Here is a 20,396-nt window from a genome sequence, read left to right as displayed (position 1 = left end):
GGTGACCGGCAGGGTGCACCGGCCACAGCACCGGGCCGCGTCGTCGAAGCAGCGGGCCGGGCGCCGCCTCGACGACAGGACCGGGCCGGTCAGAGCTTCTGGGCGGCGGCGATGCCCAGGGCCACGATCAGCGTCACCACGACGAACACGATCAGCCGCTGCCGCATCAGCTTCGGGTCCGGCCGCGAAGGCCGCCGCCCCGCCCCCGTCGTACGGGGGGCCGGGCGGCGGCCCGTACGCCCCGCGGTCGGCCGGGAGGCCGGGCCCGCCGCAGCACGCGGGTTGCGCGAGGACGACGGCCGGGAGTGCGGTCCGCTCGGCGGCTCGCCCTGGGCCCGGGGCACGGTGCTGCCGCCCGTGCGGCGCTCCGTGCGCTCCGCGTACTCCTCGGGAAGCCGACCGGTGGGCTGCTCCATACGGGCGCGCTGCGCGGGCGGGCGCCCGTCGGACAGGCCCTGCGCCTCGCGCGACGCGATCTCCTTGAGCCGCATCGAAAGCTGGAGCGTGCTGGGCCGCTCCTCGGGATCCTTGGCCAGGCAGGCCCGTACGAGGGGCGCGAGCGCGTCCGGAACCCCGACGAGGTGGGGCTCCTCGTGCACCACGCGGTACAGCATGACCTCGGAACTGCCGTGCCCGAAGGGCGAGTCGGCCGACGCCGCGTAGGCGAGGGTGGCGCCGAGGGCGAACACGTCGGTGGCCGGGGTGACGGCGGCGCCGCGCACCTGCTCGGGCGCGAGGAACCCGGGGGAGCCGACGGCCGTCCCCACGTGGGTGAGGGTGCTCGCCCCCGTGGCCCAGGCGATCCCGAAGTCGATGATCCGGGGGCCCTTGGGGGAGAGCAGGATGTTCGAGGGCTTGAGGTCCCGGTGGACGACCCCCGCCTCGTGCACGGCGACCAGGCCCTCGGAGAGCGCGGCGCCGATGGCGGCGATCTGCGCGGCCGTCAGGGGGCCTTCCTCGGCCACCTTGTCGTGCAGGGAGGGTCCGGGGACGTACTGGGTGGCGAACCACGGCCGTTCGGCCTCCAGGTCCGCGGCCACCAGGCGGGCGGTGCACCCGCCGCGGATCCGCCGGGCGGCGGACACCTCGCGGGCGAAACGGGAGCGGAACTCCTGGTCCTCGGCCAGATCCGGCCGGATGACCTTGAGCGCGACGCGCTGCCCGCGCCGGTCGGACCCCAGGTAGACCACGCCCATACCGCCGGCTCCGAGCCGTCGGTGCAGCCTGAACGAGCCGACGACACGCGGGTCCTCGCGCCGGAGCCGCATCATCGCCATGTCCACCCCGCTGCCCGGTCGTCCTGTTGACGTGGCACAGCTTACGGACCATCCGCCATGCGCGCTCAGAGGCCGCGCCCTCGCCGGAGGATTCGATCGTCAGTGCGTCACAGCACACTTGAGGGAGCCTCAGAGAAACGGCCCGACCGGGGCGAGGAGCGAGTGCTGCGGTCCAAACGCCCTTTCGGGCAAGGGGATTGGGAGACCGGAGCCCGCTGCGCCCCGGCCGGCCGCGGTGGCCCGCGGGCCGCCCGTGAGTCGATCTTCGCCGCTCCTCGTCGGCGGACATGCACGAACAGGGAGTGACGGAAGTGAGCGAAGTCACTACGCTCCGGTGACCCCCTCCGGGAAGACCCCGACGCAGGGGAACCGGTCTCCACCCAGGGGAGTACGCAGGGGTGACCCCGTCATCCTCCTGGAGGCCCGGCAATGGGTACGAGGGCATGAGGCCAGGAGCCCTGCGCGCGCCTAGTGTTGAAGACAAGCGGCGGGTGCGCACTCGTCCCCCGAGGTCACGAGCCCGCCGCTGCCAAACGACAGGGAGAGGACCATGGCGGACGCCGCACGGCAGGGACGCAAGGCATTCGCGTTCAACGGCCATGAGTCCGGTACGCGCCACCCGCTGGTGGCCGCGGCGATGGTGCTCCCCCTGGCCGCCCTCCTGCTCTTCCTCTTCGGAGGCTTCGAACAGGTGGCGGCACAGGCGTCGTCCGTGGGCGCGATGCTGGGGCGCTGAGCGGCGCCCCAGGTCCGGGAGAGCGGCCCGGGCCGGGACATCCGCCTTGCCGCACCCCGTGGGGACGGGGGCGAGGCGACGGACGGCAGGTGAAGGGTGCTGCCGGTACGACTGGGGAGTCGTACCGGCAGCACCCTTTTTGCGTGCGTGCGTGCGTGCCTGGTCCGGAGACGGCCCGGAGGGGCCGGAGGAACGCGGAAGCCCCGGCCGTCGAGACGGCCGGGGCTTCCGGGTGGTGCGCGATACTGGGATTGAACCAGTGACCTCTTCCGTGTCAGGGAAGCGCTCTCCCGCTGAGCTAATCGCGCGGGCTCCGTGGCTCGAAAGCCGCAGGTCAAGCAGGTGATACAGAGTACTGCGTGCGCGATACTGGGATTGAACCAGTGACCTCTTCCGTGTCAGGGAAGCGCTCTCCCGCTGAGCTAATCGCGCGGGGATCCTTGCGGATCAGTGGACGATACTGGGATTGAACCAGTGACCTCTTCCGTGTCAGGGAAGCGCTCTCCCGCTGAGCTAATCGTCCTTGGAGGTGGAGACGGGATTTGAACCCGTGTAGACGGCTTTGCAGGCCGTTGCCTCGCCTCTCGGCCACTCCACCATGGAGCTGCAGGGGTTCTCGGGAAGAAATCCCCCACTTCGAGCGGACGACGAGACTCGAACTCGCGACATCCACCTTGGCAAGGTGGTGCTCTACCAACTGAGCTACGTCCGCAGGTCACCGTGCTCGCTCCGGGGCTTTCCCCTTCGCTCCCTGGCGACGTGTTGAACTCTAGCGGATTCCCGGGCCAGCTCAAAAACGCGTTTCCGCAGCGTGCTGCCGCTCGATCACCACCGGTCACCTGCCGCTCACCCCACCGGCGCCGCCGCGTCACCGGTCATAGACTCGCAGCCGTGCACGACCTGCCTCCTCTGGCCCGCTTCGGCGGCCTTCTCGCGACCGACCTCCGGGATGTCACCGGCGACCCCGCAGCCCTGGACTCCACCGGCTTCTGGGCGGTGGCCGCCGACTTCGAAGGGCGGCTCGTCTGCGCGCGCTTCGGGGACATACGCCCCGACCCCGTTCCCGCGCCCGCACCGGGCGCCTGGCGGGGTCCCGCCGCCGACGAGTGGTCCTCCTCGCTCGACCGGGCCGCGTACGTGGCCGGCGTCCGCCGCATCCGCGAGCACATCGCCGCCGGCGAGGTCTACCAGGCCAACCTCTGCCGGGTGATGTCCGCGCCGCTGCCCCACCCGGCCGGTGCCGACGTCGACGCGCTCACCGCGCTCCTCGCGCGCGGCAACCCCGCGCCCTATGCAGGAACGATTCGGCTCCCCGCGCACGGCGTCGAGATCGCCACCGCCTCCCCGGAGCTGTTCCTGCGCCGCACCGGCCGCCGCGTGGACTCCGGCCCCATCAAGGGGACCGGCCGCACCGTCGCCGACCTGCTCCCCAAGGACCACGCCGAGAACGTGATGATCGTGGACCTCGTACGCAACGACCTCGGCCGGGTCTGCGCCACGGGCTCCGTCACCGTCCCGGAACTGTGCGCCGTCGAGGAGCACCCGGGCCTGGTCCACCTCGTCTCCACGGTGAGCGGCGAACTCGCCGACGGCGTCGGCTGGCCCGAGCTGCTCGCCGCCACCTTCCCGCCCGGCTCCGTCACCGGGGCGCCCAAATCCTCCGCCCTGCGGATCATCGAGGCCCTGGAGACCGCCCCCCGCGGCCCCTACTGCGGCGGCATCGGCTGGGTCGACGCCGACCAGGGCACCGGCGAGCTCGCCGTCGGCATCCGCACCTTCTGGGTCGACCGCGAAGCCCCCGGCGGTCCCCGCCTGCTCTTCGGCACCGGCGCGGGCATCACCTGGGGCTCCGACCCCGACCGCGAGTGGGCCGAGACCGAACTGAAGGCCGCCCGCCTGCTGCGGGTAGCGTCGGGAACCCACGAGATCGGGACCACGAAAGGGGTCGTACGGTGAGAATCTGGCTCGACGGAGCGCTGCGGGACGTCGACGAGGCGAAGGTGTCCGTCTTCGACCACGGGCTGACCGTGGGTGACGGCGTCTTCGAGACCCTCAAGGCGGAGCGCGGCAAGGCCTTCGCGCTCACCCGCCACCTGGACCGGCTGACCCGCTCGGCCCGCGGACTGGGCCTGCCAGACCCCGACCACGACGAGGTGCGCCGGGCCTGCGCGGCGGTACTGGAAGCCAACCCGGTGCCGTTCGGGCGGCTGCGCGTCACGTACACCGGCGGCGTCTCCCCGCTCGGCTCCGACCGGGGAGACGCCGCGCCCACGCTGATCGCCGCCGTCGTGGAGTCCCCCCGCCGCCCGGACACCACGTCCGTCGTCACGGTGGACTGGGTCCGCAACGAGCGCTCCGCCGTGGCCGGCCTCAAGACCACCTCGTACGCCGAGAACGTCGTCGCGCTCGCGACCGCCGCCCGGGCCGGGGCCTCCGAGGCACTGCTCGCCAACACCGTCGGACGGCTCTGCGAGGGCACCGGCTCGAACGTCTTCGTCGTACTCGACGGGGAGCTGCACACCCCGCCCCTGGCCTCGGGTTGCCTGGCCGGCATCACCCGCGCCCTCGTCGTCGACTGGGCCGGGGCCAAGGAGACCGACCTGCCCTTCGAGGCGCTGCAGCAGGCCGAGGAGGTCTTCCTGACCTCCTCGCTGCGCGACGTCCAGGCGGTCGTGCGGATCGACGGCCGCGAGCTGGCCGCCGGCCCGGGACCGGTCACGGCCGAGGCCATGGGGATCTTCGACGCGAAGGCGGGCACGGAACTCGACCCGTAGGGCGCGCTGCGAAGGCGGTGCCGGGCGCCCGAGGAGTGCGCCCCACGGACGCCCGGCGCCGTGCATCGCGAGGCGGAGGGTTCCCCGGTCACCGGCCGTACTCGGGCGATCCGCCGGGCGATCCGACCACGCGGCGAGGTCCGGTGGCCGGACGCCGCCGACCGGGGGCGGGACTCTCGAAACGCGCCCCGGGCCCCGTCGGGCGCCTTTCGGACCGATAAAGACTGTCGCGGCTGCCGCGGGGCGGGTAGAACTCCACCAATGACCACCACCCTGCGGCCGTCCGGGCCGCTCCAGCAGACCACGGCGGGGGCGCGGACGCGCCCGTACGAGATCAGGGTCAACAGCAGGCGCGTCGGCGCCCTGTTGATCGCCTCCGACACCCCCTTCGGGCCGACCGTCGGCGAGATCCGCGACCTGAGCGTCGACGAGGGCGACCGGCGGCGGGGGAGGGCCACCGTGGCCGCCCTGGCCGCCGAGGAAGTGCTGCGGGGCTGGGGCTGTCACCGGGTCCGCGTATCGGTCCCGGCCGACTCGGCGGGCGGCCTGCGCATGGCCGGGGCCCTCGGGTACACCGAGTACAGCCGCAACATGCTCAAGGACCTGCCGGCCGAGCCGCCCGCCCTGCCCGGGGGAGTGCTCGGCCGCCTGATGACGGACGCCGAGTACGAGGCCTGGAACGCCGGCGCCATCGAGTCCTACGCCGCCGACTGGACCAGCCGCGGCATGTCCGCGCAGGCCGCACACGCGAAGTCGGTGGCCGACCACGAGACCCTGCTGCCCCAGGGGCCGGCCACCCCCGGAACCACCTTCGTCGTGCTGGAGGCGGACGGCGTGCCCGTCGGCCATGTCTGGCTCGCGCCCGGCGACGAGGGCTCGTACGTCTACGACGTCGAGGTCGGCGCCGAGTACCGGGGCCGGGGGTACGGCCGCAGCCTGATGCTGCTCGCCGAGCGCACGGCCCTCGCCGAGGGTCACCGCCTGCTGGGGCTCCACGTCTTCGCAGCCAACACCCCGGCCCTGCGCCTGTACGAGTCCCTCGGCTACCGCCCCACCAACTTCAACTACGCCAAGGACCTGATCTAGGGGGAGGCCAGCTGGCGGTCCGCGATCTCCTCGATCCGGGCGCGCAGGCCGTCCTGGCTCTTGCCACCGTCCAGGCGTTCGCCGCCGATCACGTACGTCGGGGTGCCGGTCACGCCGATCGCCTTGCCCTCCGCCTGGTCGGCGTCGACGATCAGGATGTGCCGCCCGTCGATCAGGGCGGTGTCGAACTCCTCGACGTCCAGACCCAGTTCACGTGCGACGTCCAGCAGCACCGGCTCGCCGCGCTCACCCAGCTCCGCGGTGCGCGCCAGCACGGCCTCCGCGTACGGCCAGCCCTGCCCCTGCTCCACGGCCTCCTCGGCGGCCTGCGCCGCGGCGAAGGCGTGCTTGTGCTTCTCCAGGGGGAAGTGGCGCAGCCGGATGTCCAGCCGGTCGCCGTAGCGGGCCCGCAGGGCGCGTACGTCGTCCAGCGCGCTGTGGCAGTCCGGGCACTGCAGTTCGCACCAGACTTCGAGGATCACGGAATCGGTCATACGGACAGTCTCCCAGGCCCGCACCCCCCCACCCACCGGTACCCGGGGAGGAGGCGCGACCCCGAGATGTCCCGGAGATCCGCGCGGCGGCACCCGTGGACCTGGCCCGGACGGTGGCCGCGGGGCAGGATGGATAGGGACAGACCGCCCACACCTGGAGGACCGCATGCTCGCCGAGACCATATGTGCCGCGGTATCCGCGGCGGGCCTGGGCATCGCCGCGCTGACCGCCTACCGCAGGCGCTTCCTGGCCGCGACGCGGATCGCCGCGTACGCGCTGGTGCCGGTCGCCCTCGTGATGACGGGCCTGGTGGAGTGGGTGGCCGGAATCGCCTTCAACCCGACCGTCTGGGCCGGCTTCGGGCTGCTGGGGCTCGCCTGGGTGCTCCTCGCCACCACCCGCGCCGTCGAGCGCCGCAGGCTCGCCGCCGCCGGGAATGCGGCCGGGGCGGCCAAGGGGAGCCCGGCCCGGGAGGCCGTCGCCCCGGCCGCTTCCGCGCCGTCCCTCGGCACCGGCAGCCGCCCCCAGCCCGCCGCGCGGCAGAACCCGCCGGCCGCCGCCCCCGCGGACGACTTCTCGGACATCGAGGCGATCCTCAAGAAGCACGGGATCTGACCCGCCGGGGCCGGGGGCGCCCGGGTCCACGAGATCGGGCGAAGTGCCGCGCGGATCTTGGCGTGTTGACGGACGGATGGCCCTGCGCTGCGCCATCATCGGCCCGACATGCTCGAGACATCGCAGAGTGAGCCCTCGGTGCCCGCGCCGGCACCCGCCCCCGTTGCCGAGGAGCCGAGAGGCTGCCTCTTCGCCCTTTCCCAGCCGCCCCTGATGATCTTCCTAGCCGTGATCGGCGTCCTGCTGCTGCTCGCCGCCGTGCACGATCTGTTCCTGCTCTGAGGGTTCCCGCTCCGCGGGGCCCGCGTCGGCCTCTTTGCGCCGGGCCCGGTACGCCGCCACGTGCAGCCGGTTCCCGCAGGTCCGGCTGTCGCAGTAGCGCCGCGAGCGGTTCCGGGACAGGTCCACGAAGGCGCGCCGGCAGTCCGGGGCCTCGCAGCGCCGCAGCCGTTCCTGCTCGCCGGAGACCACGATGAAGGCCAGCGCCATGCCGCCGTCGGCGGCCAGGTGGTCGCCCACCGAGGCGCCCGGCGCGAAATAGTGCACGTGCCAGTCGTAGCCGTCGTGGTCGGTCAGCTGCGGGGTGGTGCCGGCCGTCGCGACCAGCTCGTTGATCAGAACGGAGGCCGCGCGCGAGTTGGGCGCGGCGAAGACCTGGGCGAACTTGCCGCGCACCGTGCGGACCCCGGCCAGGTCGCGGGCGCCCAGCTCGCCGACGTCGCTGATCGCGTACTCCTGGACGAACTCGCGCAGGGCGCTGACGTCCGAGAGCCCGTCGGGCTGGTCCGCCTCGGCCGCGGTGTTCACCAGCGCGACGACGACGTCGAGCGCGCGACGGGTGTCGTGGGGGATCTGCACGGGGTCTCCCTCAAGGGCCGGGCCTGCGGCGACGGGCTGCTGCCGCCGCTGGGGGCCGACTCTAGCGGGTCGCTGCGGAAGGGGGTCTCCACGCACACCGGCGCCGTCCGCGCGGGTGGCTCCCACGTGAACAGCGCCGGCACTGCCGTATGTGGTTGTCCGACGCACACCGTCGCCCCGAGTCGGACGGTGTCGGTCGGCTGTAGGCCTGGCTCAGCTTTCGGCCAGGATGTGGGAGAGCTCCTTGTCGAGGTCGAAGTGCCGGTGCTCGGTCCCGGGTGGAACCGCGGCGTCCGTCCGCTTGAGGAACGATTCGAGTGCTCGGGCGGGTGCTTCGAGCAGCGCTTCTCCCTCCGGTGAGCTCAGGGCGATGCAGACGACGCCCTGACCGTGGCTGCGGGACGGCCAGACGCGGACGTCGCCGGTACCGGTGGGCCGGTGGAGGCCCTCCGCGAGGAGGTCGCGGGCGAACACCCATTCGACCGTTTCCTCGGCGCCGGTGTGGAAGGTGGCGTGCACGGCGTAGGGGTCGGCCGTGTCATACCGCAGGCCCGCGGGAACAGGCAGTGAGGACTCGCTCGACACAACGAGGCGCAGGTGCAGCTCGCAGCTGACCGTGGTGTTCATAAGCGCCAGGGCCTTTCGCTCAGTGTGCGCTCGGGGATTCGCACGTCGGCGAAATCGACATGCCACCTACGGTGCCGTTGTAAACCCCTCTGACCGTTTTGTGGACCTCTGGGTCCCTCGTACGGCGGATCCAAAGCATCATTCACGTGTGCTTCCGGCTCGGGTAGATTCGTCCCCATGAATACGGGGAGTGACCGCGAGACCAATGGGCCCGCAGCCGACGCGACGGCGGCCGGCGAGGCAGGCTCCGACGCGTCCGGCAAGGAGGCCGCGCCGGAGGCGCCGCACGTGTCGAAGGCGCCCGCCTTCATCAAGGCCCGCAGGACCCTGCACCTGAGCTGGCAGGTCGGCGTCTTCGTCGTCGGCCTCGCCATCATCGCCGCGGGCGTCGCCATGCTCGTCCTGCCCGGACCGGGCTGGGTGGCGATCTTCGCGGGCCTGGCGATCTGGGCCACCGAGTTCGCCTGGGCCCACCTCGTGCTGCACTGGACCAAGCGCAAGGTCACCGAAGCGGCGCAGAAGGCGCTCGACCCGAAGGTCCGCCGCCGCAACATCATCCTGACCAGCACGGGCCTCGTGATCGCGGGCGCGCTGATCGGCTTCTACCTGTGGAAGTACGGGCTCGTCCTGCCCTGGAACCTCAAGGACCAGTGACGGACCGGTGCTGGTCATGGAGCACCGCTGACATGCGGTAATGTTTGCGGTGCGTCCGGGCGATTAGCTCAGTGGGAGAGCACTTCGTTCACACCGAAGGGGTCACTGGTTCGAACCCAGTATCGCCCACCCGGACCAGAGGCCCGGAGACTTTCACCGTCTCCGGGCCTCTGGCGTTTCCCGGCTCCCGGGCCGTCCGAGCGGGTCAGCCGAGCCGGCCGATGACGTCCCGCAGCCTGCGGGCGTCGCGCAGCCGCTTCTCGTACGTGGCCCCGACCGCCAGCAGCAGCAGGCCCGCCAGCGCCGGCGGGACCCAGCGCGGGAGCGCCCCCGCGACCTGCACCACGTACGGGGCCAGCTCGTGCAGCGCCACCGCCGCGAGTACCGCGCCGCCCAGCAGGAGCGGGGCCTGGAGCCGGCGGTGGGCGCCCACCAGGGTCACCGCCAGCGCGGCCAGGCCCAGCAGCAGCGGCCGCAGCCAGTTCCCGGCTCCGGCCGGGGAGGCCCCCAGGGCGGCCAGCAGGCTCGGCAGCAGGGTCGCGGCCAGCCCCGGGCCGTACGCCGTCCAGGAGGACGCCTGCGGGTCCTCACGGCGCCGCAGGAAGCCCACCACGAGGGCGGGCGCCGTCACCGGCAGCGTGTACGCCTCCGGCACCGCGATCCCCGAGTCGGCCAGCCGGACCCAGGTCGCCGCCACGAACAGCGCCCCCGCCGCCCATCCGGCCGGCCCGCGCCGGTCCGCCCGTACCGCGGCCCCCGCACAGATCACCCCGGCCAGCGCCAGGACCAGGGCCAGCGTGCCGGCCCGGCCGGCCGACAGGGCCACCGCCACGGCGCACGCCGCGGCCGCCGCGCACTCCGCCGGCACCCGCACGGAGCCCAGCCGCGGCCCGAGCGCGGCCACCACCGCGGGCACCGCGAGCACCGGGAGCGCCCACCAGACCACCGCCAGGTCCGCCGCCGCGGCCGCCGCCCCCAGCACCCCCGCGGCGTAGACGACCGCGCACACCGCCGCCCCCGAGCGGACCGGGCGCGCAGCGGGCCCGTACGCCGCCCCGGCCGCGCAGCCCGCGCCCAGCAGCCCCCACACCGCGAAGGTGGCCACCCGGCCGTCCAGCGCGCCCAGGGACACGCTCGCGGCGCCGCCCAGCGCGCACGCGGCGGCCGCGAGGCCCACCCCGCGCGCCCGGGAGCGCAGGGCGAGGACGCCCGCCGCACCCGTCACCGCCGTCTGCCCGGCGAACACCGCCGCCACCGGGAGGCCGAGCAGCTCCGGGGCCGTGAACAGCCCCGCCCAGGCCAGGACCACGGCCGCCCCCGCCGGCTCCGGCCGGGACAGCGCCCGGGACAGCCGCCAGGCCGCCCCCGCCGTGATCAGCAGCGTCACCGGGACCGCCGCCCCCGGCACGTACGGATCCCGGGCCGGGCCCGTCACCGCCCACACCTCGTCCAGCACCCCGACCCGGGCCAGCAGGGTGGGCGCCACCGCGGACCAGCCCGCCAGCGCGGCCAGGGCGGCCACCAGCGCACCGGCCCCGACCAGCCCGCGCCGCACCGCCGCCGGGAGTGCGCGGACCCGTACCGCCGCGAGCAGCGGCAGCGCGACCAGCAGGTGCGCCACCACCTCCCACGCCGGCTCCAGCGTCGGCCGCGCCGCACCGCCCAGCGCCACCACGGCCGCGAGGGCGCCGACGAGCGCCGCGGCCAGGGCGCGCGGCTCGCGCCACGCCGCAGCCGTACCCAGGGCCGCGCCCGCCAGCAGCAGCCCCGCCGGGGCCACGGCGTCGGCCGCCGTCGCCGCCGTCCAGGACTGCGCCGCTCCGGTCAGCAGCGCACCCGCCCACAGCAGCGCCCCCGGGACGGCCGCCGCCCGGGCCCGCAGGGCCAGGGCCGCGTCCAGCGCGGCCGTCGCCAGCAGCGCCCAGCCGATCTCCAGCGGTCCCCCCTGCGCCGCCAGCGCGGCCAGCGGCAGCGGGAACTGCGCCGCCAGCACCGCCGCGGGCAGCGCGATCCGCAGCTTCGGCAGCGCCAGGCCGTATCCGGCCCACACCCCCGCCAGCACCGCCGCCGCCCCGGCCGTGTACGCGGTGCCGTCCGCGCCCGGCATGCCGACCGCGTACAGCGCGTACGCGTCGAGCACGGTCAGCAGCAGCCCCACCGCCGCCACCGACTCCGCCGTCGAGCCCAGACCGCGGCGCAGCAGGGGCACGGGAGCGGCCAGCGCCGCCGCCGTCACCGCGGCCAGCACCGCCGAACGCCCGGCGATCCCGAGGGACCCCCAGCTCAGCAGCGTGAAGGCCAGCGCCGCCACGGCAAGCAGCACCGAACCCAGGGCGAGCAGCACGTTCTGCGCGCTCGGGGCCGAAGCCTCCGCGGCGGGTGCGGGTGCGGGTGCGGGCCAGTGCCCGGGAGCCCCCGGGACGGCAGCGCCCGTCGACGGCTGGTGCAGCAGGCGCAGCAGCCAGTCCCGGCGGCCCAGCAAGTACAGCCGCCGGGCGTCCAGTCGGGCCAGTTCGCGGTCGATGAGCGCCAGCTCTTCGGCCGGCGGCAGAGGCGTGTTCATGGTCCGGAGTGTGGCGCCGGTCACGCGGTCGGGACATGGGTCCGCGTACTCAGATGTTCCCTGAGTACCTGCGAAGTACCTGCGGAGTACCTGCGGAGTACCTGCGAAGCGGGAGTACGCGCACCCCCGGCGGGCCAGACTGGATCCATGGACCACAGCCGCTGGGACCGATGGAGCCGCTACCGCTTCCGCAGTGTGTGGGACCTCGACGCCCCGCCCGCACGCGTCTACGCCGTACTGGAGGAGCCGGGGGAGTACCCGCACTGGTGGCCCCAGATCCGCCGCGTCGAACCCGTCGACGACCGCACCGGCACCGCGACCGTCCGCTCGGTCCTGCCGTACGCGCTGCGCGTCACCGCCTCCGAACTGCTGCGCGATCCCGCCCGCGGGGTCCTGGAGGTGTCACTGGCCGGCGACCTCGACGGCTGGGCGCGGTGGACCGTGCGACCGCGCGGCGGCGCCGGCGGCGCGGCGACCCGCGCACTGTACGAGCAGGAGGTCGAGGTACGGCGGCCCCTGATGCGGCGCCTCGCGCTGCCCGGGCGGCCGGTGTTCCGGCTCAACCACGCCCTCATGATGCGGGCCGGCCGGCGCGGTCTCGCGGCCCGGCTGGCCGCCCCGCCGCAAGCGGTTTGAACCAGCCCCAAGGCTTCTGTATTGTTCAGTGCGTTCCCGGGCGATTAGCTCAGCGGGAGAGCACTTCGTTCACACCGAAGGGGTCACTGGTTCGATCCCAGTATCGCCCACCGGGACAGGCCGGTCCGTCTCATGACGGACCGGCCTTCCGCATGCAAGGGCCGTGATTCACGCCGCCGTCGACAGGTCCGGCCGCAGCGGCCAGTGCGGATCCACCGCCTCGGGCGTCCCCTGGCGCGCGAACCACGCCTGCAGTCCCCGTGCCTGTGCCGCGTGCCACACCTGCTGCAGCGTGTGCAGTTCGGCCGGGGTCAGCCGCTCCAGCCGGGCCGCGAACCTGCGCCCCACCGCCCGTACGAGCTCCAGCGACGCCTGTGCGTCCGCCGCCGCGTCGTGCGCGCCCTCCAGCTCTATCCCGTAGTGCGCGCACAGGTCCGTCAGGGTCCGGCGGCCCTTGCGGTACCGGTCCAGATGCTTGTCCAGCACCCGCGGATCCAGCACGGTCAGCGGCCGGTTGTCCAGGTACCGCGCCAGCGACGACGCCCGGTGCCGGCGCAACTCCCGGTCCAGCAGCGTCAGATCGAACGGCGCGTTCATCACCACCACCGGCCGGCCGGCCAGCTGCTGCTCACCGAGCGCGCGGGCTATCTCCTCCACCACCGGCGCCGGCCAGCGCCCGTGGAGCTGGAGGTGCTCGTCGGTCAGGCCGTGCACTTCCGTGGCGCCCGCGGGCACCGGGATGCCGGGATTGACCAGCCAGCGCGTGGTGCGGACCCGCCCGCCCGCACACTCCTGCACGATGAGCGCGGCGGACACGATCCGGTCCTGCTCGACGTCCACCCCGGTGGTCTCCGTGTCGAATGCGGCCAGCGGGCCCTCATACCAGCGTGTCATGGCGAACTCCTCGTTCCCGGTCGGCAGATGGGGCGCACTCGGGCACCGCTGCCTCGAGAGCCCGCCACCTTCGCCCGCATCGGTGATACCCGTGCTGTTTGCCGCGTACGCCGTTTGCGGGGACCCCTGTGCGGAGACAACACCCAAGGGGGGCCGTACACATGACCGGTCGTCACCCCACCCACCACCCTCGGCAGAGCCCGGAAGGCATGGGGAGCCGGCCATGGCGCTCGCGCAGCCCGAACCGGGCGGGGTGCTGGCGGGGCAGATCGGTCCGCGCACCGGCACGCCGGGCGGGGCGCGGACCGGACCGCTGCGCGGCACACTCGCCACCACCGCCTGCATGGAGACCCTTCAGGTGGGCTACCTGCACGCCGTCGCCGCCGCGGCCGGCTGCTCGCTCTCCCAGCCCTTTCCGGACAACGGCATCGACTGGCACGTCAGCCACGGAGCCGCCGAGCACGTCGTCGACGACGAGGTCACCATCAAGGTGCAGTTGAAGGCGACCTATCAGACACCGCCGCGGCCGGCCGGGCCCACCTTCGCCTTCACCCTCGACAACGAGCACCTGGTGAAGCTGGCCCGCACCCCGGTCGCCGTTCACAAGATCCTCGTCGTGATGCTCGTCCCGCGGGAGCGCGACCAGTGGCTCGCCGCCGGGCACGACCGGCTCGACCTGCGGCACTGCTGCTACTGGACCAATCTCGCCGGACACCCCGTGACCGGCCGGCGCCGGACGACCGTACGGATCCCGACCTCGCGGATCTTCGACGACCGGGCGCTGTGCGAGATCATGACCCGGGTCGGGTCGGGAGGGACACCCTGATGGACCGGCACCCGCCGCACCTCGAACCGCCGTCGTCCCCGCAGTTCGCCCCGGGAACGCCCGACCCCGCTCACGTGGACCCGGCGGTGCTCGGCGCGCTGCTGCACCGGCACGGCTGGCTGCGGCGCGGCGGGGCCGCCGGCCGGTACGGGCGCTGGACCCCGCCCGCGAACCACCCGGCGGCCGGCGGCGGGACGAGCCTGCTCGTCCCCGAGAGCCGCGCCTTCCCCGACTGCTCCGACCTGCTGGAGGAGGCACTGACCGCGCTCGCGCGCAGCGCCGTGCCGTCGGCGCGGGAGGTGCTGTACGGGCTCGGCGTGCCGAGCGACGAGGTCCGCTGGGAGCGGGAGTTCCCCGAAGGGGCGTACGGGATCCAGGGCGAGGCCGACTGGACGGTGCAGGAACGGCTGCGCTCGGCCGCCCGGCAGTTCCTGCTGGCCGGGGCGCTGGCCGCGCGCGCGAGGGCGGGGTACTACGGGGCCCGGCACCGGGCGCAGGCCGAACGGGCGCTGGACGGGATCCTGGTGGGGCCCGCCCCCGGCGGGCGCCGGCTGACCGCGTACGTCCCCGTGGACGGGGGCCGGGGCACCGTGACGCAGCTGCACCACGCGCTGCACGCCGCCCGCGAGGCGGTGGACTACCGGCGGGCCACGGGCGGCATGGAGGCGTTCGACACCGCGGTGCAGGCCGGGGTCAGCCGGGAGCTGGCCGACGCGCTGATCGCGCTGGTGCGGGGTTCGGAGGGGGCGCGGATCGCCCTGGCCTGGGCGCCGGCGGCGGGAGTCCCTGCGGGGTGCGCGGCCCGGCCGGAGCCGGTGGAGTTCTCGCCCGGTGACCTGCCCGTCCTGCGCGAGGCGGCGGCGCGGTACACCCGGGACGAGCCGGCGGTGCCGGTGCGGATCGCGGGGGCGGTCGTGCGGATGCGGCGTTCCGCGGCGGGGGGCGGGGGCACGGTACGGGTACGGGTCCTCGCCGGGGCGGAGATCCCGTACGTCCGGGTCGCGCTCGACGAGGAGGCGTACCGGGTGGCGGGCCACGCCCACCTGGTGGGCCTGCCGGTGCGGATCAGCGGGCGGCTGCAGCGGCGCGGCGGCTTCCGGCGGCTCACCGACGTCACGGACGTGACGCCGGTGCCGCTGGACGAGGTCGACCGGGACCGTCTGATGAAGTCGCTCGACGACCCCTTCGACCCGCAGGACGTACTGCCGTCGGACGACTGAGGGCCCTCCCGTGATCCCCGGGGGCCGGCGCACGGGGCAGGGGCGCACGGCAAGGGGTGCGGTGCGTCACACGGCGGAGGGGCGCCTCCGTACCGGGCGTATGCGGGCGTTCCGGCGACGCGGCGAGGTGCCGCGACCGCCGTCGTGCGCCCGCCGGGGATCACGGGACGGCCCTCGGGCCCTGTGCGGGCGGGGCCCGGGCGCCAACCGTTTAGCGGCGCGGCCACTCGGCTCGGTACGATTCAGGCGCGCAGTGTTCGCTCGCGCACCCCCTGAGTCAGGAGAGACCGGTGTCAGACGTCCGTGTGATCATCCAACGCGATTCCGAGCGGGACGAGCGCGTGGTGGCCACGGGCACTACGGCGGCCGAGCTCTTCGCCGGCGAGCGCACCATCGTCGCCGCGCGCGTCGCGGGCGAGCTCAAGGACCTCTCGTACGAGGTCAAGGACGGCGAGAGCGTCGAGCCGGTGGAGATCTCCTCCGAGGACGGCCTGAACATCCTGCGCCACTCGACCGCGCACGTCATGGCGCAGGCCGTGCAGGAGCTCTTCCCCGAGGCCAAGCTGGGCATCGGTCCGCCGGTCCAGAACGGCTTCTACTACGACTTCGACGTCGCCAGGCCCTTCACCCCCGATGACCTCAAGGCCATCGAGAAGAAGATGCAGGAGATCCAGAAGCGCGGGCAGAGGTTCGCCCGCCGCGTGGTCACCGACGAGGCGGCCCGCGAGGAGCTCGCCGACGAGCCCTACAAGCTGGAGCTCATCGGCATCAAGGGCGCCGCGTCGACCGACGACGGGGCGAACGTCGAGGTGGGCGGCGGCGAGCTGACCATCTACGACAACCTGGACGCCAAGACCGGCGAGCTGTGCTGGAAGGACCTCTGCCGAGGTCCCCACCTGCCCACCACCCGCAACATCCCGGCGTTCAAGCTCATGCGCAACGCCGCCGCCTACTGGCGCGGCAGCGAGAAGAACCCGATGCTCCAGCGCATCTACGGCACCGCGTGGCCGTCGAAGGAGGAGCTGAAGGCCCACCTCGACTTCCTCGCCGAGGCCGAGAAGCGCGACCACCGCAAGCTCGGCAACGAGCTCGACCTCTTCTCCATCCCGGACGAGATCGGCTCCGGCCTCGCCGTCTTCCACCCGCGCGGCGGCATCATCCGCCGCACCATGGAGGACTACTCGCGCCGCCGGCACGAGGAGGAGGGCTACGAGTTCGTCTACTCCCCGCACGCCACCAAGGGCGCCCTCTTCGAGAAGAGCGGCCACCTGGACTGGTACGCGGAGGGCATGTACCCCCCCATGCAGCTCGACGGTGGTACCGACTACTACCTCAAGCCCATGAACTGCCCGATGCACAACCTGATCTTCGACGCGCGCGGGCGTTCGTACCGCGAACTGCCGCTGCGCCTGTTCGAGTTCGGCACCGTGTACCGGTACGAGAAGTCGGGCGTCGTGCACGGCCTGACCCGCGCCCGGGGCTTCACCCAGGACGACGCGCACATCTACTGCACCCGTGAGCAGATGGCGGAGGAGCTCGACCGCACGCTCACCTTCGTGCTGAACCTGCTGCGCGACTACGGTCTGACCGACTTCTACCTGGAGCTGTCCACCAAGGACCCGGAGAAGTTCGTCGGCTCGGACGAGGTCTGGGAGGAGGCCACCGCGGTCCTCCAGCGGGTCGCCGAGAAGCAGGGCCTCCCGCTGACCCCCGACCCGGGCGGCGCGGCCTTCTACGGCCCGAAGATCTCCGTGCAGGCACGGGACGCCATCGGCCGTACCTGGCAGATGTCGACCGTCCAGCTCGACTTCAACCTGCCGGAGCGGTTCAACCTGGAGTACACCGCCCCGGACGGCTCGCGCCAGCGCCCGGTCATGATCCACCGCGCGCTGTTCGGCTCCATCGAGCGGTTCTTCGCCGTGCTGCTGGAGCACTACGCGGGCGCCATGCCGCCGTGGCTGGCCCCGGTCCAGGCGGTCGGCATCCCGATCGGCGACGGGCACGTCGAGTACCTGCAGGAGTTCGCCGCCGAGGCGAAGAAGAAGGGCCTGCGGGTCGAGGTGGACGCCTCTTCCGACCGCATGCAGAAGAAGATCCGCAACCACCAGAAGCTCAAGGTCCCGTTCATGATCATCGTCGGTGACGAGGACATGGCCGCGGGCACGGTCTCCTTCCGCTACCGCGACGGTTCGCAGGAGAACGGCATCCCGAAGGACGAGGCACTGGCCAAGCTGGCCAAGGTGGTCGCGGACCGCGTCCAGGTCTGATCCGCTCCGATCGGCTCCGGTCCGTCGCCGGAAGGCCCCTGGGAAGTGATCACTTTCCGGGGGCCTTCCTCGTACCCGAAGACGAGGTCATATGCTTGCCGCCATGACGACTGAGCCGGAGCAGCAGATCGGTGTGGGCACGCAGGACGCGTTCCAGCGTCTGTGGACGCCCCACCGGATGGCCTACATCCAGGGGGAGAACAAGCCGACCGGCCCCGACGCCGGGGACGGCTGCCCCTTCTGCGGGATTCCGGAGATGTCCGACCAGGACGGGCTGATCGTGGCCCGCGGCAAGCACGTCTACGCCGTGCTGAACCTCTACCCGTACAACGGCGGCCACCTGATGGTCGTCCCGTACCGGCACGTCGCCGACTACACGGAGCTCGACGGTCCCGAGACGGCCGAGCTCGCCGATCTCACCAAGCGGGCGATGGCGGCGCTGCGCAAGGCGTCCGGTGCGCACGGTTTCAACATCGGCATGAACCAGGGCGCGGCCGCCGGGGCCGGCATCGCCGCGCACCTGCACCAGCACATCGTGCCCCGCTGGGGCGGGGACACGAACTTCATGCCGGTCGTCGGGCACACCAAGGTGCTGCCCCAACTCCTCGCGGACACCCGCCAGATGCTCGCGGACGCCTGGCCCGTCGGCTGATCAGGACGGGCGGCTCTCCCGCCACGTCCGCAGCACGTCCTCGACGTCGAACTCGGTGAGGCCCAGGGGCGGGCCCGGCGGCGGCATGCGCAGGGCCGCGCGGATCTTCTCGTTGATCTCCGTGAGGACGGCCCGCACCTGACGCTCGGAGCGGGCCGCGCGGGCGGCCTCCAGAGCGTCCTCGGCCTCCTTGCGCAGCGCGAGCGACGGCGGCAGGGCGGAGAAGCCCTCGCGGTGCATCTTCTGCTTGATCCACCACATCTCGTCGTACGGAGCGTCGAGCGAGGCCAGCGGTCTGCCCCAGCCCGGCAGGTTCTCGAAGTCGCCGCGGTCGGCGGCCTCTCTGATCTGCCGGTCCACCCAGGACTCGATGTCCACGCCGGGCGGTTTGCGCTCGGTCATCATCTCTCCTTGGCCCTCGCGGGTCACCTCGGTACCTCGAGCCTACCTACGCGTCGTACACGTCCGCCTTGCGCGGCGCCGGCTCCTGGATCAGGCCGCTCATGATCGAGGAGCGGTTGGTGAAGCGGTCGGTGTCGACGCCGTTCTCCTCCAGCACGCGGAAGGTGGCGGCGTGCACCGCGCGCAGGACCGGTGTCACGGTGCGCAGCGCGTCGTCCGCCATGAAGCGGTGGCGCCACATCGAGCCGGCCCACACGTGCCGCAGGCCGAAGGGCTCGGGCAGGACCAGCTTGCCGCCGAAGAAGTCGAGGACCGGCGGGAACCAGCTCAGTGGGGCCCGTACGGCGAGGCGTACGACCTCCTGGGCGTCCACCAGCGGCAGCGGGCGCTCCACGGTCTCCCAGAAGCGGACGCTCTTGGGCACCTCCACCACCGGGGCCGCGGACTTCGTCGTGAACAGGCCGTGCACGGGGCCCAGGGCGTGCGCGGTGACGTCCACGCGCAGCGTCTTGTAGAGCACGGTGACGGTGACCAGCATGTTGATGACGAGCTGGCCGTCCCAAAGCGGGTACTGGATGCCCAGGTAGTGCCGGTTGCCGGCGCTGAACTGCTGCTCGTTGCAGATCCGGGTGATCTCGTGCGGCTTGATCAGGAAGTTGTCGGTGTTCTCGCCGGTGGGGCGGGCCACCTCGGCGGCGCCCTCGCCGATCGGGGTGACGATCCAGTGCTGGATGGCGGCCGCCGGGAAGCCGCCGGTGTGCAGGGGGCCGCGCTCCAGTTTGCGCAGCTGGGCGTCGATCGCGCGTACCACGTCCCAGCTGCGGAACGGGTGGATCTCGGCGCCCTCGGTCTTGGGGACGAGCTCTTCGGCCATCTGCCAGCTGCCCCACCGGGTGCCCATGCCGAGTATGCCCTTGGGGCCCGCGTAGAAGACGTGGTTGCTGCGGTCCTCCGCGGTCAGCTTGGCGAGCTGGTGGCGCAGGTCCTCGCGGGCCTTCTCGTCCGGATTGCCGGGTACCGCCTCCGGGATCTTGGCGCCGATCCCGTCGCCGGCCAGCAGCCCGTCCCAGCGGGCGCGCAGGTCGGCGGCGGTGGACTCGCAGATCCGGCGGGCGAGCAGCCAGCCCAGGGCCGGGGCGATGATCATGCCGCGCAGGTAGAGGCCGAGGAAACCGGTGAACGGCAGCCTGAACATCAGGACGGCGACGACGAGGGCGATGCCGACCAGCATCGCCGTGCCGAGCCAGGACGCCTGCTTCTTCTCCGCGGCGGCCAGGCTCTTGCGGAGCTGGAACAGGCCCAGCCACAGCAGCAGGCCGGGGAGGAACACCACACCGCAGACGAGCATGATCAGGCGGAGCTTGCCGTCACGCTCCTTGCGGATGCGGGAGGCGGCCAGGCAGTGCTCCACGACGGTCTGCGGGTCGGCGCCGAAGGACTGGATGAGCGGCTTGCGGCCGGAGCCGAGGGTGCGGGCCTCGACGGCGCGGCAGAAGGCCTCGCCGAGGCTGGGTTCGAAGAGGGAGATCTTCGGGGGCTTGACCGTGGCGGGGTGGTTCTCGCTGTTGGCGTCGAGGATCTTCGCCAGTTTGGTGTCTTTCCCGCCGTCGCGGTACGCGGCCGAGGCGAGGGCGTTGGTCGCCGCCGTCTGCCCCCCGCCGCCCTGGAGCGGGATCTGTGCTCCGGGCCTGAAATCGAATCCGTCGTCCGCCACCGCTGCCCCCATCGCTGCGCGTTCGTGCCCTTTGGTGCGCCGACGAGCCTATCGACGCATCTCGCCCCATGGTCATGGGACAGGGAAATGCCGCCCACCG

The 20,396-nt window shown here is 73.1% G+C and carries 19 protein-coding genes and 7 tRNA genes; 13 read left to right on the top strand and 13 right to left on the bottom strand.

What is annotated here, in order from left to right:
• Nucleotides 1-89: 89 nt before the first annotated feature.
• Entirely contained in the window at nt 90-1,277 is a 1,188-nt protein-coding gene (locus ACFCZ1_RS32665) for a protein kinase (protein WP_376681896.1), read from the bottom strand.
• Between the two features lie 550 nt (nt 1,278-1,827).
• On the opposite strand from ACFCZ1_RS32665, the gene ACFCZ1_RS32660 reads away from it, so the two are divergent.
• Complete coding sequence (locus ACFCZ1_RS32660) at nt 1,828-2,013, top strand: hypothetical protein (protein ID WP_376681895.1); 186 nt, start codon at nt 1,828-1,830, stop codon at nt 2,011-2,013.
• Nucleotides 2,014-2,246: 233 nt separating this feature from the next.
• On the opposite strand, the gene ACFCZ1_RS32655 is transcribed toward ACFCZ1_RS32660, so the two are convergent.
• The 5 genes from ACFCZ1_RS32655 to ACFCZ1_RS32635 all read right to left on the bottom strand — a co-directional run bounded on the left by ACFCZ1_RS32655 (nt 2,247) and on the right by ACFCZ1_RS32635 (nt 2,725).
• Nucleotides 2,247-2,321, bottom strand: a tRNA-Val gene (locus ACFCZ1_RS32655).
• Nucleotides 2,322-2,373: 52 nt separating this feature from the next.
• Nucleotides 2,374-2,445, bottom strand: a tRNA-Val gene (locus ACFCZ1_RS32650).
• A gap of 19 nt (nt 2,446-2,464) precedes the next feature.
• A tRNA-Val gene (locus ACFCZ1_RS32645) sits at nt 2,465-2,536 on the bottom strand.
• 1 nt (nt 2,537) lies between these two features.
• Nucleotides 2,538-2,611 (bottom strand) — tRNA-Cys (locus tag ACFCZ1_RS32640).
• 41 nt (nt 2,612-2,652) lie between these two features.
• Nucleotides 2,653-2,725, bottom strand: a tRNA-Gly gene (locus ACFCZ1_RS32635).
• A gap of 179 nt (nt 2,726-2,904) precedes the next feature.
• Between ACFCZ1_RS32635 and ACFCZ1_RS32630 the strand changes: the two genes are divergently transcribed.
• From ACFCZ1_RS32630 to ACFCZ1_RS32620, 3 genes are all read left to right on the top strand, one after another.
• Nucleotides 2,905-3,969, top strand: a complete 1,065-nt coding sequence (locus tag ACFCZ1_RS32630) for a chorismate-binding protein (protein ID WP_376681894.1) — start codon at nt 2,905-2,907, stop codon at nt 3,967-3,969.
• Complete coding sequence (locus tag ACFCZ1_RS32625; protein WP_376681893.1) at nt 3,966-4,787, top strand: aminotransferase class IV; 822 nt, start codon at nt 3,966-3,968, stop codon at nt 4,785-4,787. The genes ACFCZ1_RS32630 and ACFCZ1_RS32625 overlap by 4 nt, the downstream gene beginning before the upstream one ends.
• 261 nt (nt 4,788-5,048) lie before the next feature.
• Nucleotides 5,049-5,873 carry a GNAT family N-acetyltransferase gene (locus tag ACFCZ1_RS32620; protein ID WP_376681892.1) on the top strand — a complete coding sequence of 275 codons (825 nt, stop codon included), beginning with the start codon at nt 5,049-5,051 and terminating at the stop codon, nt 5,871-5,873.
• On the opposite strand, the gene ACFCZ1_RS32615 is transcribed toward ACFCZ1_RS32620, so the two are convergent.
• Nucleotides 5,870-6,367: a DsbA family protein gene (locus tag ACFCZ1_RS32615; protein ID WP_376681891.1), complete on the bottom strand. Its 498-nt coding sequence runs from the start codon at nt 6,365-6,367 to the stop codon at nt 5,870-5,872. The two genes, ACFCZ1_RS32620 and ACFCZ1_RS32615, sit on opposite strands and share 4 nt — an antisense overlap.
• Before the next feature lie 166 nt (nt 6,368-6,533).
• Between ACFCZ1_RS32615 and ACFCZ1_RS32610 the strand changes: the two genes are divergently transcribed.
• On the top strand, nt 6,534-6,983 hold the full coding sequence (locus ACFCZ1_RS32610) for a hypothetical protein (RefSeq protein ID WP_376681890.1): 450 nt from the start codon (nt 6,534-6,536) through the stop codon (nt 6,981-6,983).
• Between the two features lie 222 nt (nt 6,984-7,205).
• Here ACFCZ1_RS32610 and ACFCZ1_RS32605 read toward each other — a convergent pair whose 3' ends face one another.
• Both ACFCZ1_RS32605 and ACFCZ1_RS32600 read right to left on the bottom strand, forming a co-directional pair.
• Nucleotides 7,206-7,841, bottom strand: coding sequence for a CGNR zinc finger domain-containing protein (locus ACFCZ1_RS32605; RefSeq protein WP_376681889.1), 636 nt, complete (start codon nt 7,839-7,841; stop codon nt 7,206-7,208).
• 213 nt (nt 7,842-8,054) lie between these two features.
• A complete protein-coding gene (locus ACFCZ1_RS32600; protein ID WP_030011909.1) occupies nt 8,055-8,468 on the bottom strand; it encodes an SsgA family sporulation/cell division regulator in 414 nt (137 codons plus the stop codon).
• Between the two features lie 177 nt (nt 8,469-8,645).
• Here ACFCZ1_RS32600 and ACFCZ1_RS32595 point away from each other — a divergent pair, with 177 nt between their 5' ends.
• Together ACFCZ1_RS32595 and ACFCZ1_RS32590 are read left to right on the top strand one after the other, a co-directional pair.
• Nucleotides 8,646-9,122, top strand: coding sequence for a TIGR02611 family protein (locus ACFCZ1_RS32595; RefSeq protein WP_376681888.1), 477 nt, complete (start codon nt 8,646-8,648; stop codon nt 9,120-9,122).
• A 57-nt stretch (nt 9,123-9,179) separates the two neighbouring features.
• Nucleotides 9,180-9,251: transfer RNA gene (locus ACFCZ1_RS32590), tRNA-Val, on the top strand.
• Between the two features lie 76 nt (nt 9,252-9,327).
• Here ACFCZ1_RS32590 and ACFCZ1_RS32585 read toward each other — a convergent pair.
• Nucleotides 9,328-11,685 (bottom strand): SCO7613 C-terminal domain-containing membrane protein, encoded by a 2,358-nt coding sequence (locus ACFCZ1_RS32585; RefSeq protein ID WP_376681887.1) that lies wholly within the window; start codon nt 11,683-11,685, stop codon nt 9,328-9,330.
• 147 nt (nt 11,686-11,832) lie between these two features.
• Between ACFCZ1_RS32585 and ACFCZ1_RS32580 the strand changes: the two genes are divergently transcribed.
• Both ACFCZ1_RS32580 and ACFCZ1_RS32575 read left to right on the top strand, forming a co-directional pair.
• A complete protein-coding gene (locus ACFCZ1_RS32580) occupies nt 11,833-12,321 on the top strand; it encodes an SRPBCC family protein (RefSeq protein ID WP_376681886.1) in 489 nt (162 codons plus the stop codon).
• Between the two features lie 38 nt (nt 12,322-12,359).
• Nucleotides 12,360-12,431: transfer RNA gene (locus ACFCZ1_RS32575), tRNA-Val, on the top strand.
• Between the two features lie 58 nt (nt 12,432-12,489).
• On the opposite strand, the gene ACFCZ1_RS32570 is transcribed toward ACFCZ1_RS32575, so the two are convergent.
• Nucleotides 12,490-13,215: a 3'-5' exonuclease gene (locus ACFCZ1_RS32570; protein ID WP_376681885.1), complete on the bottom strand. Its 726-nt coding sequence runs from the start codon at nt 13,213-13,215 to the stop codon at nt 12,490-12,492.
• A 223-nt stretch (nt 13,216-13,438) separates the two neighbouring features.
• Here ACFCZ1_RS32570 and ACFCZ1_RS32565 point away from each other — a divergent pair, with 223 nt between their 5' ends.
• The 4 genes from ACFCZ1_RS32565 to ACFCZ1_RS32550 all read left to right on the top strand — a co-directional run bounded on the left by ACFCZ1_RS32565 (nt 13,439) and on the right by ACFCZ1_RS32550 (nt 18,180).
• On the top strand, nt 13,439-14,041 hold the full coding sequence (locus tag ACFCZ1_RS32565; RefSeq protein ID WP_376681884.1) for a DUF4365 domain-containing protein: 603 nt from the start codon (nt 13,439-13,441) through the stop codon (nt 14,039-14,041).
• Nucleotides 14,041-15,261, top strand: coding sequence for a hypothetical protein (locus ACFCZ1_RS32560; RefSeq protein WP_376681883.1), 1,221 nt, complete (start codon nt 14,041-14,043; stop codon nt 15,259-15,261). The genes ACFCZ1_RS32565 and ACFCZ1_RS32560 overlap by 1 nt, the downstream gene beginning before the upstream one ends.
• 290 nt (nt 15,262-15,551) lie before the next feature.
• On the top strand, nt 15,552-17,528 hold the full coding sequence (gene thrS, locus ACFCZ1_RS32555; protein WP_376681882.1) for a threonine--tRNA ligase: 1,977 nt from the start codon (nt 15,552-15,554) through the stop codon (nt 17,526-17,528).
• A gap of 91 nt (nt 17,529-17,619) precedes the next feature.
• Complete coding sequence (locus ACFCZ1_RS32550) at nt 17,620-18,180, top strand: HIT domain-containing protein (RefSeq protein ID WP_376681881.1); 561 nt, start codon at nt 17,620-17,622, stop codon at nt 18,178-18,180.
• On the opposite strand, the gene ACFCZ1_RS32545 is transcribed toward ACFCZ1_RS32550, so the two are convergent.
• Nucleotides 18,181-18,582, bottom strand: coding sequence for a DUF1992 domain-containing protein (locus ACFCZ1_RS32545; protein ID WP_376681880.1), 402 nt, complete (start codon nt 18,580-18,582; stop codon nt 18,181-18,183).
• Nucleotides 18,583-18,628: 46 nt separating this feature from the next.
• The gene (locus ACFCZ1_RS32540; protein ID WP_376681879.1) at nt 18,629-20,296 is read right to left on the bottom strand and encodes a hypothetical protein; all 1,668 of its coding nucleotides are present in this window, start codon (nt 20,294-20,296) and stop codon (nt 18,629-18,631) included.
• Between the last annotated feature and the right edge of the window lie 100 nt (nt 20,297-20,396).

It is taken from the genome of Streptomyces sp. NPDC056224 (assembly GCF_042267665.1).
Classification (GTDB): Bacteria; Actinomycetota; Actinomycetes; order Streptomycetales; family Streptomycetaceae; genus Streptomyces.
The sequence above is the reverse complement of the archived record's forward strand: the minus strand, read 5'-3'. Positions and strand labels throughout refer to the sequence as shown.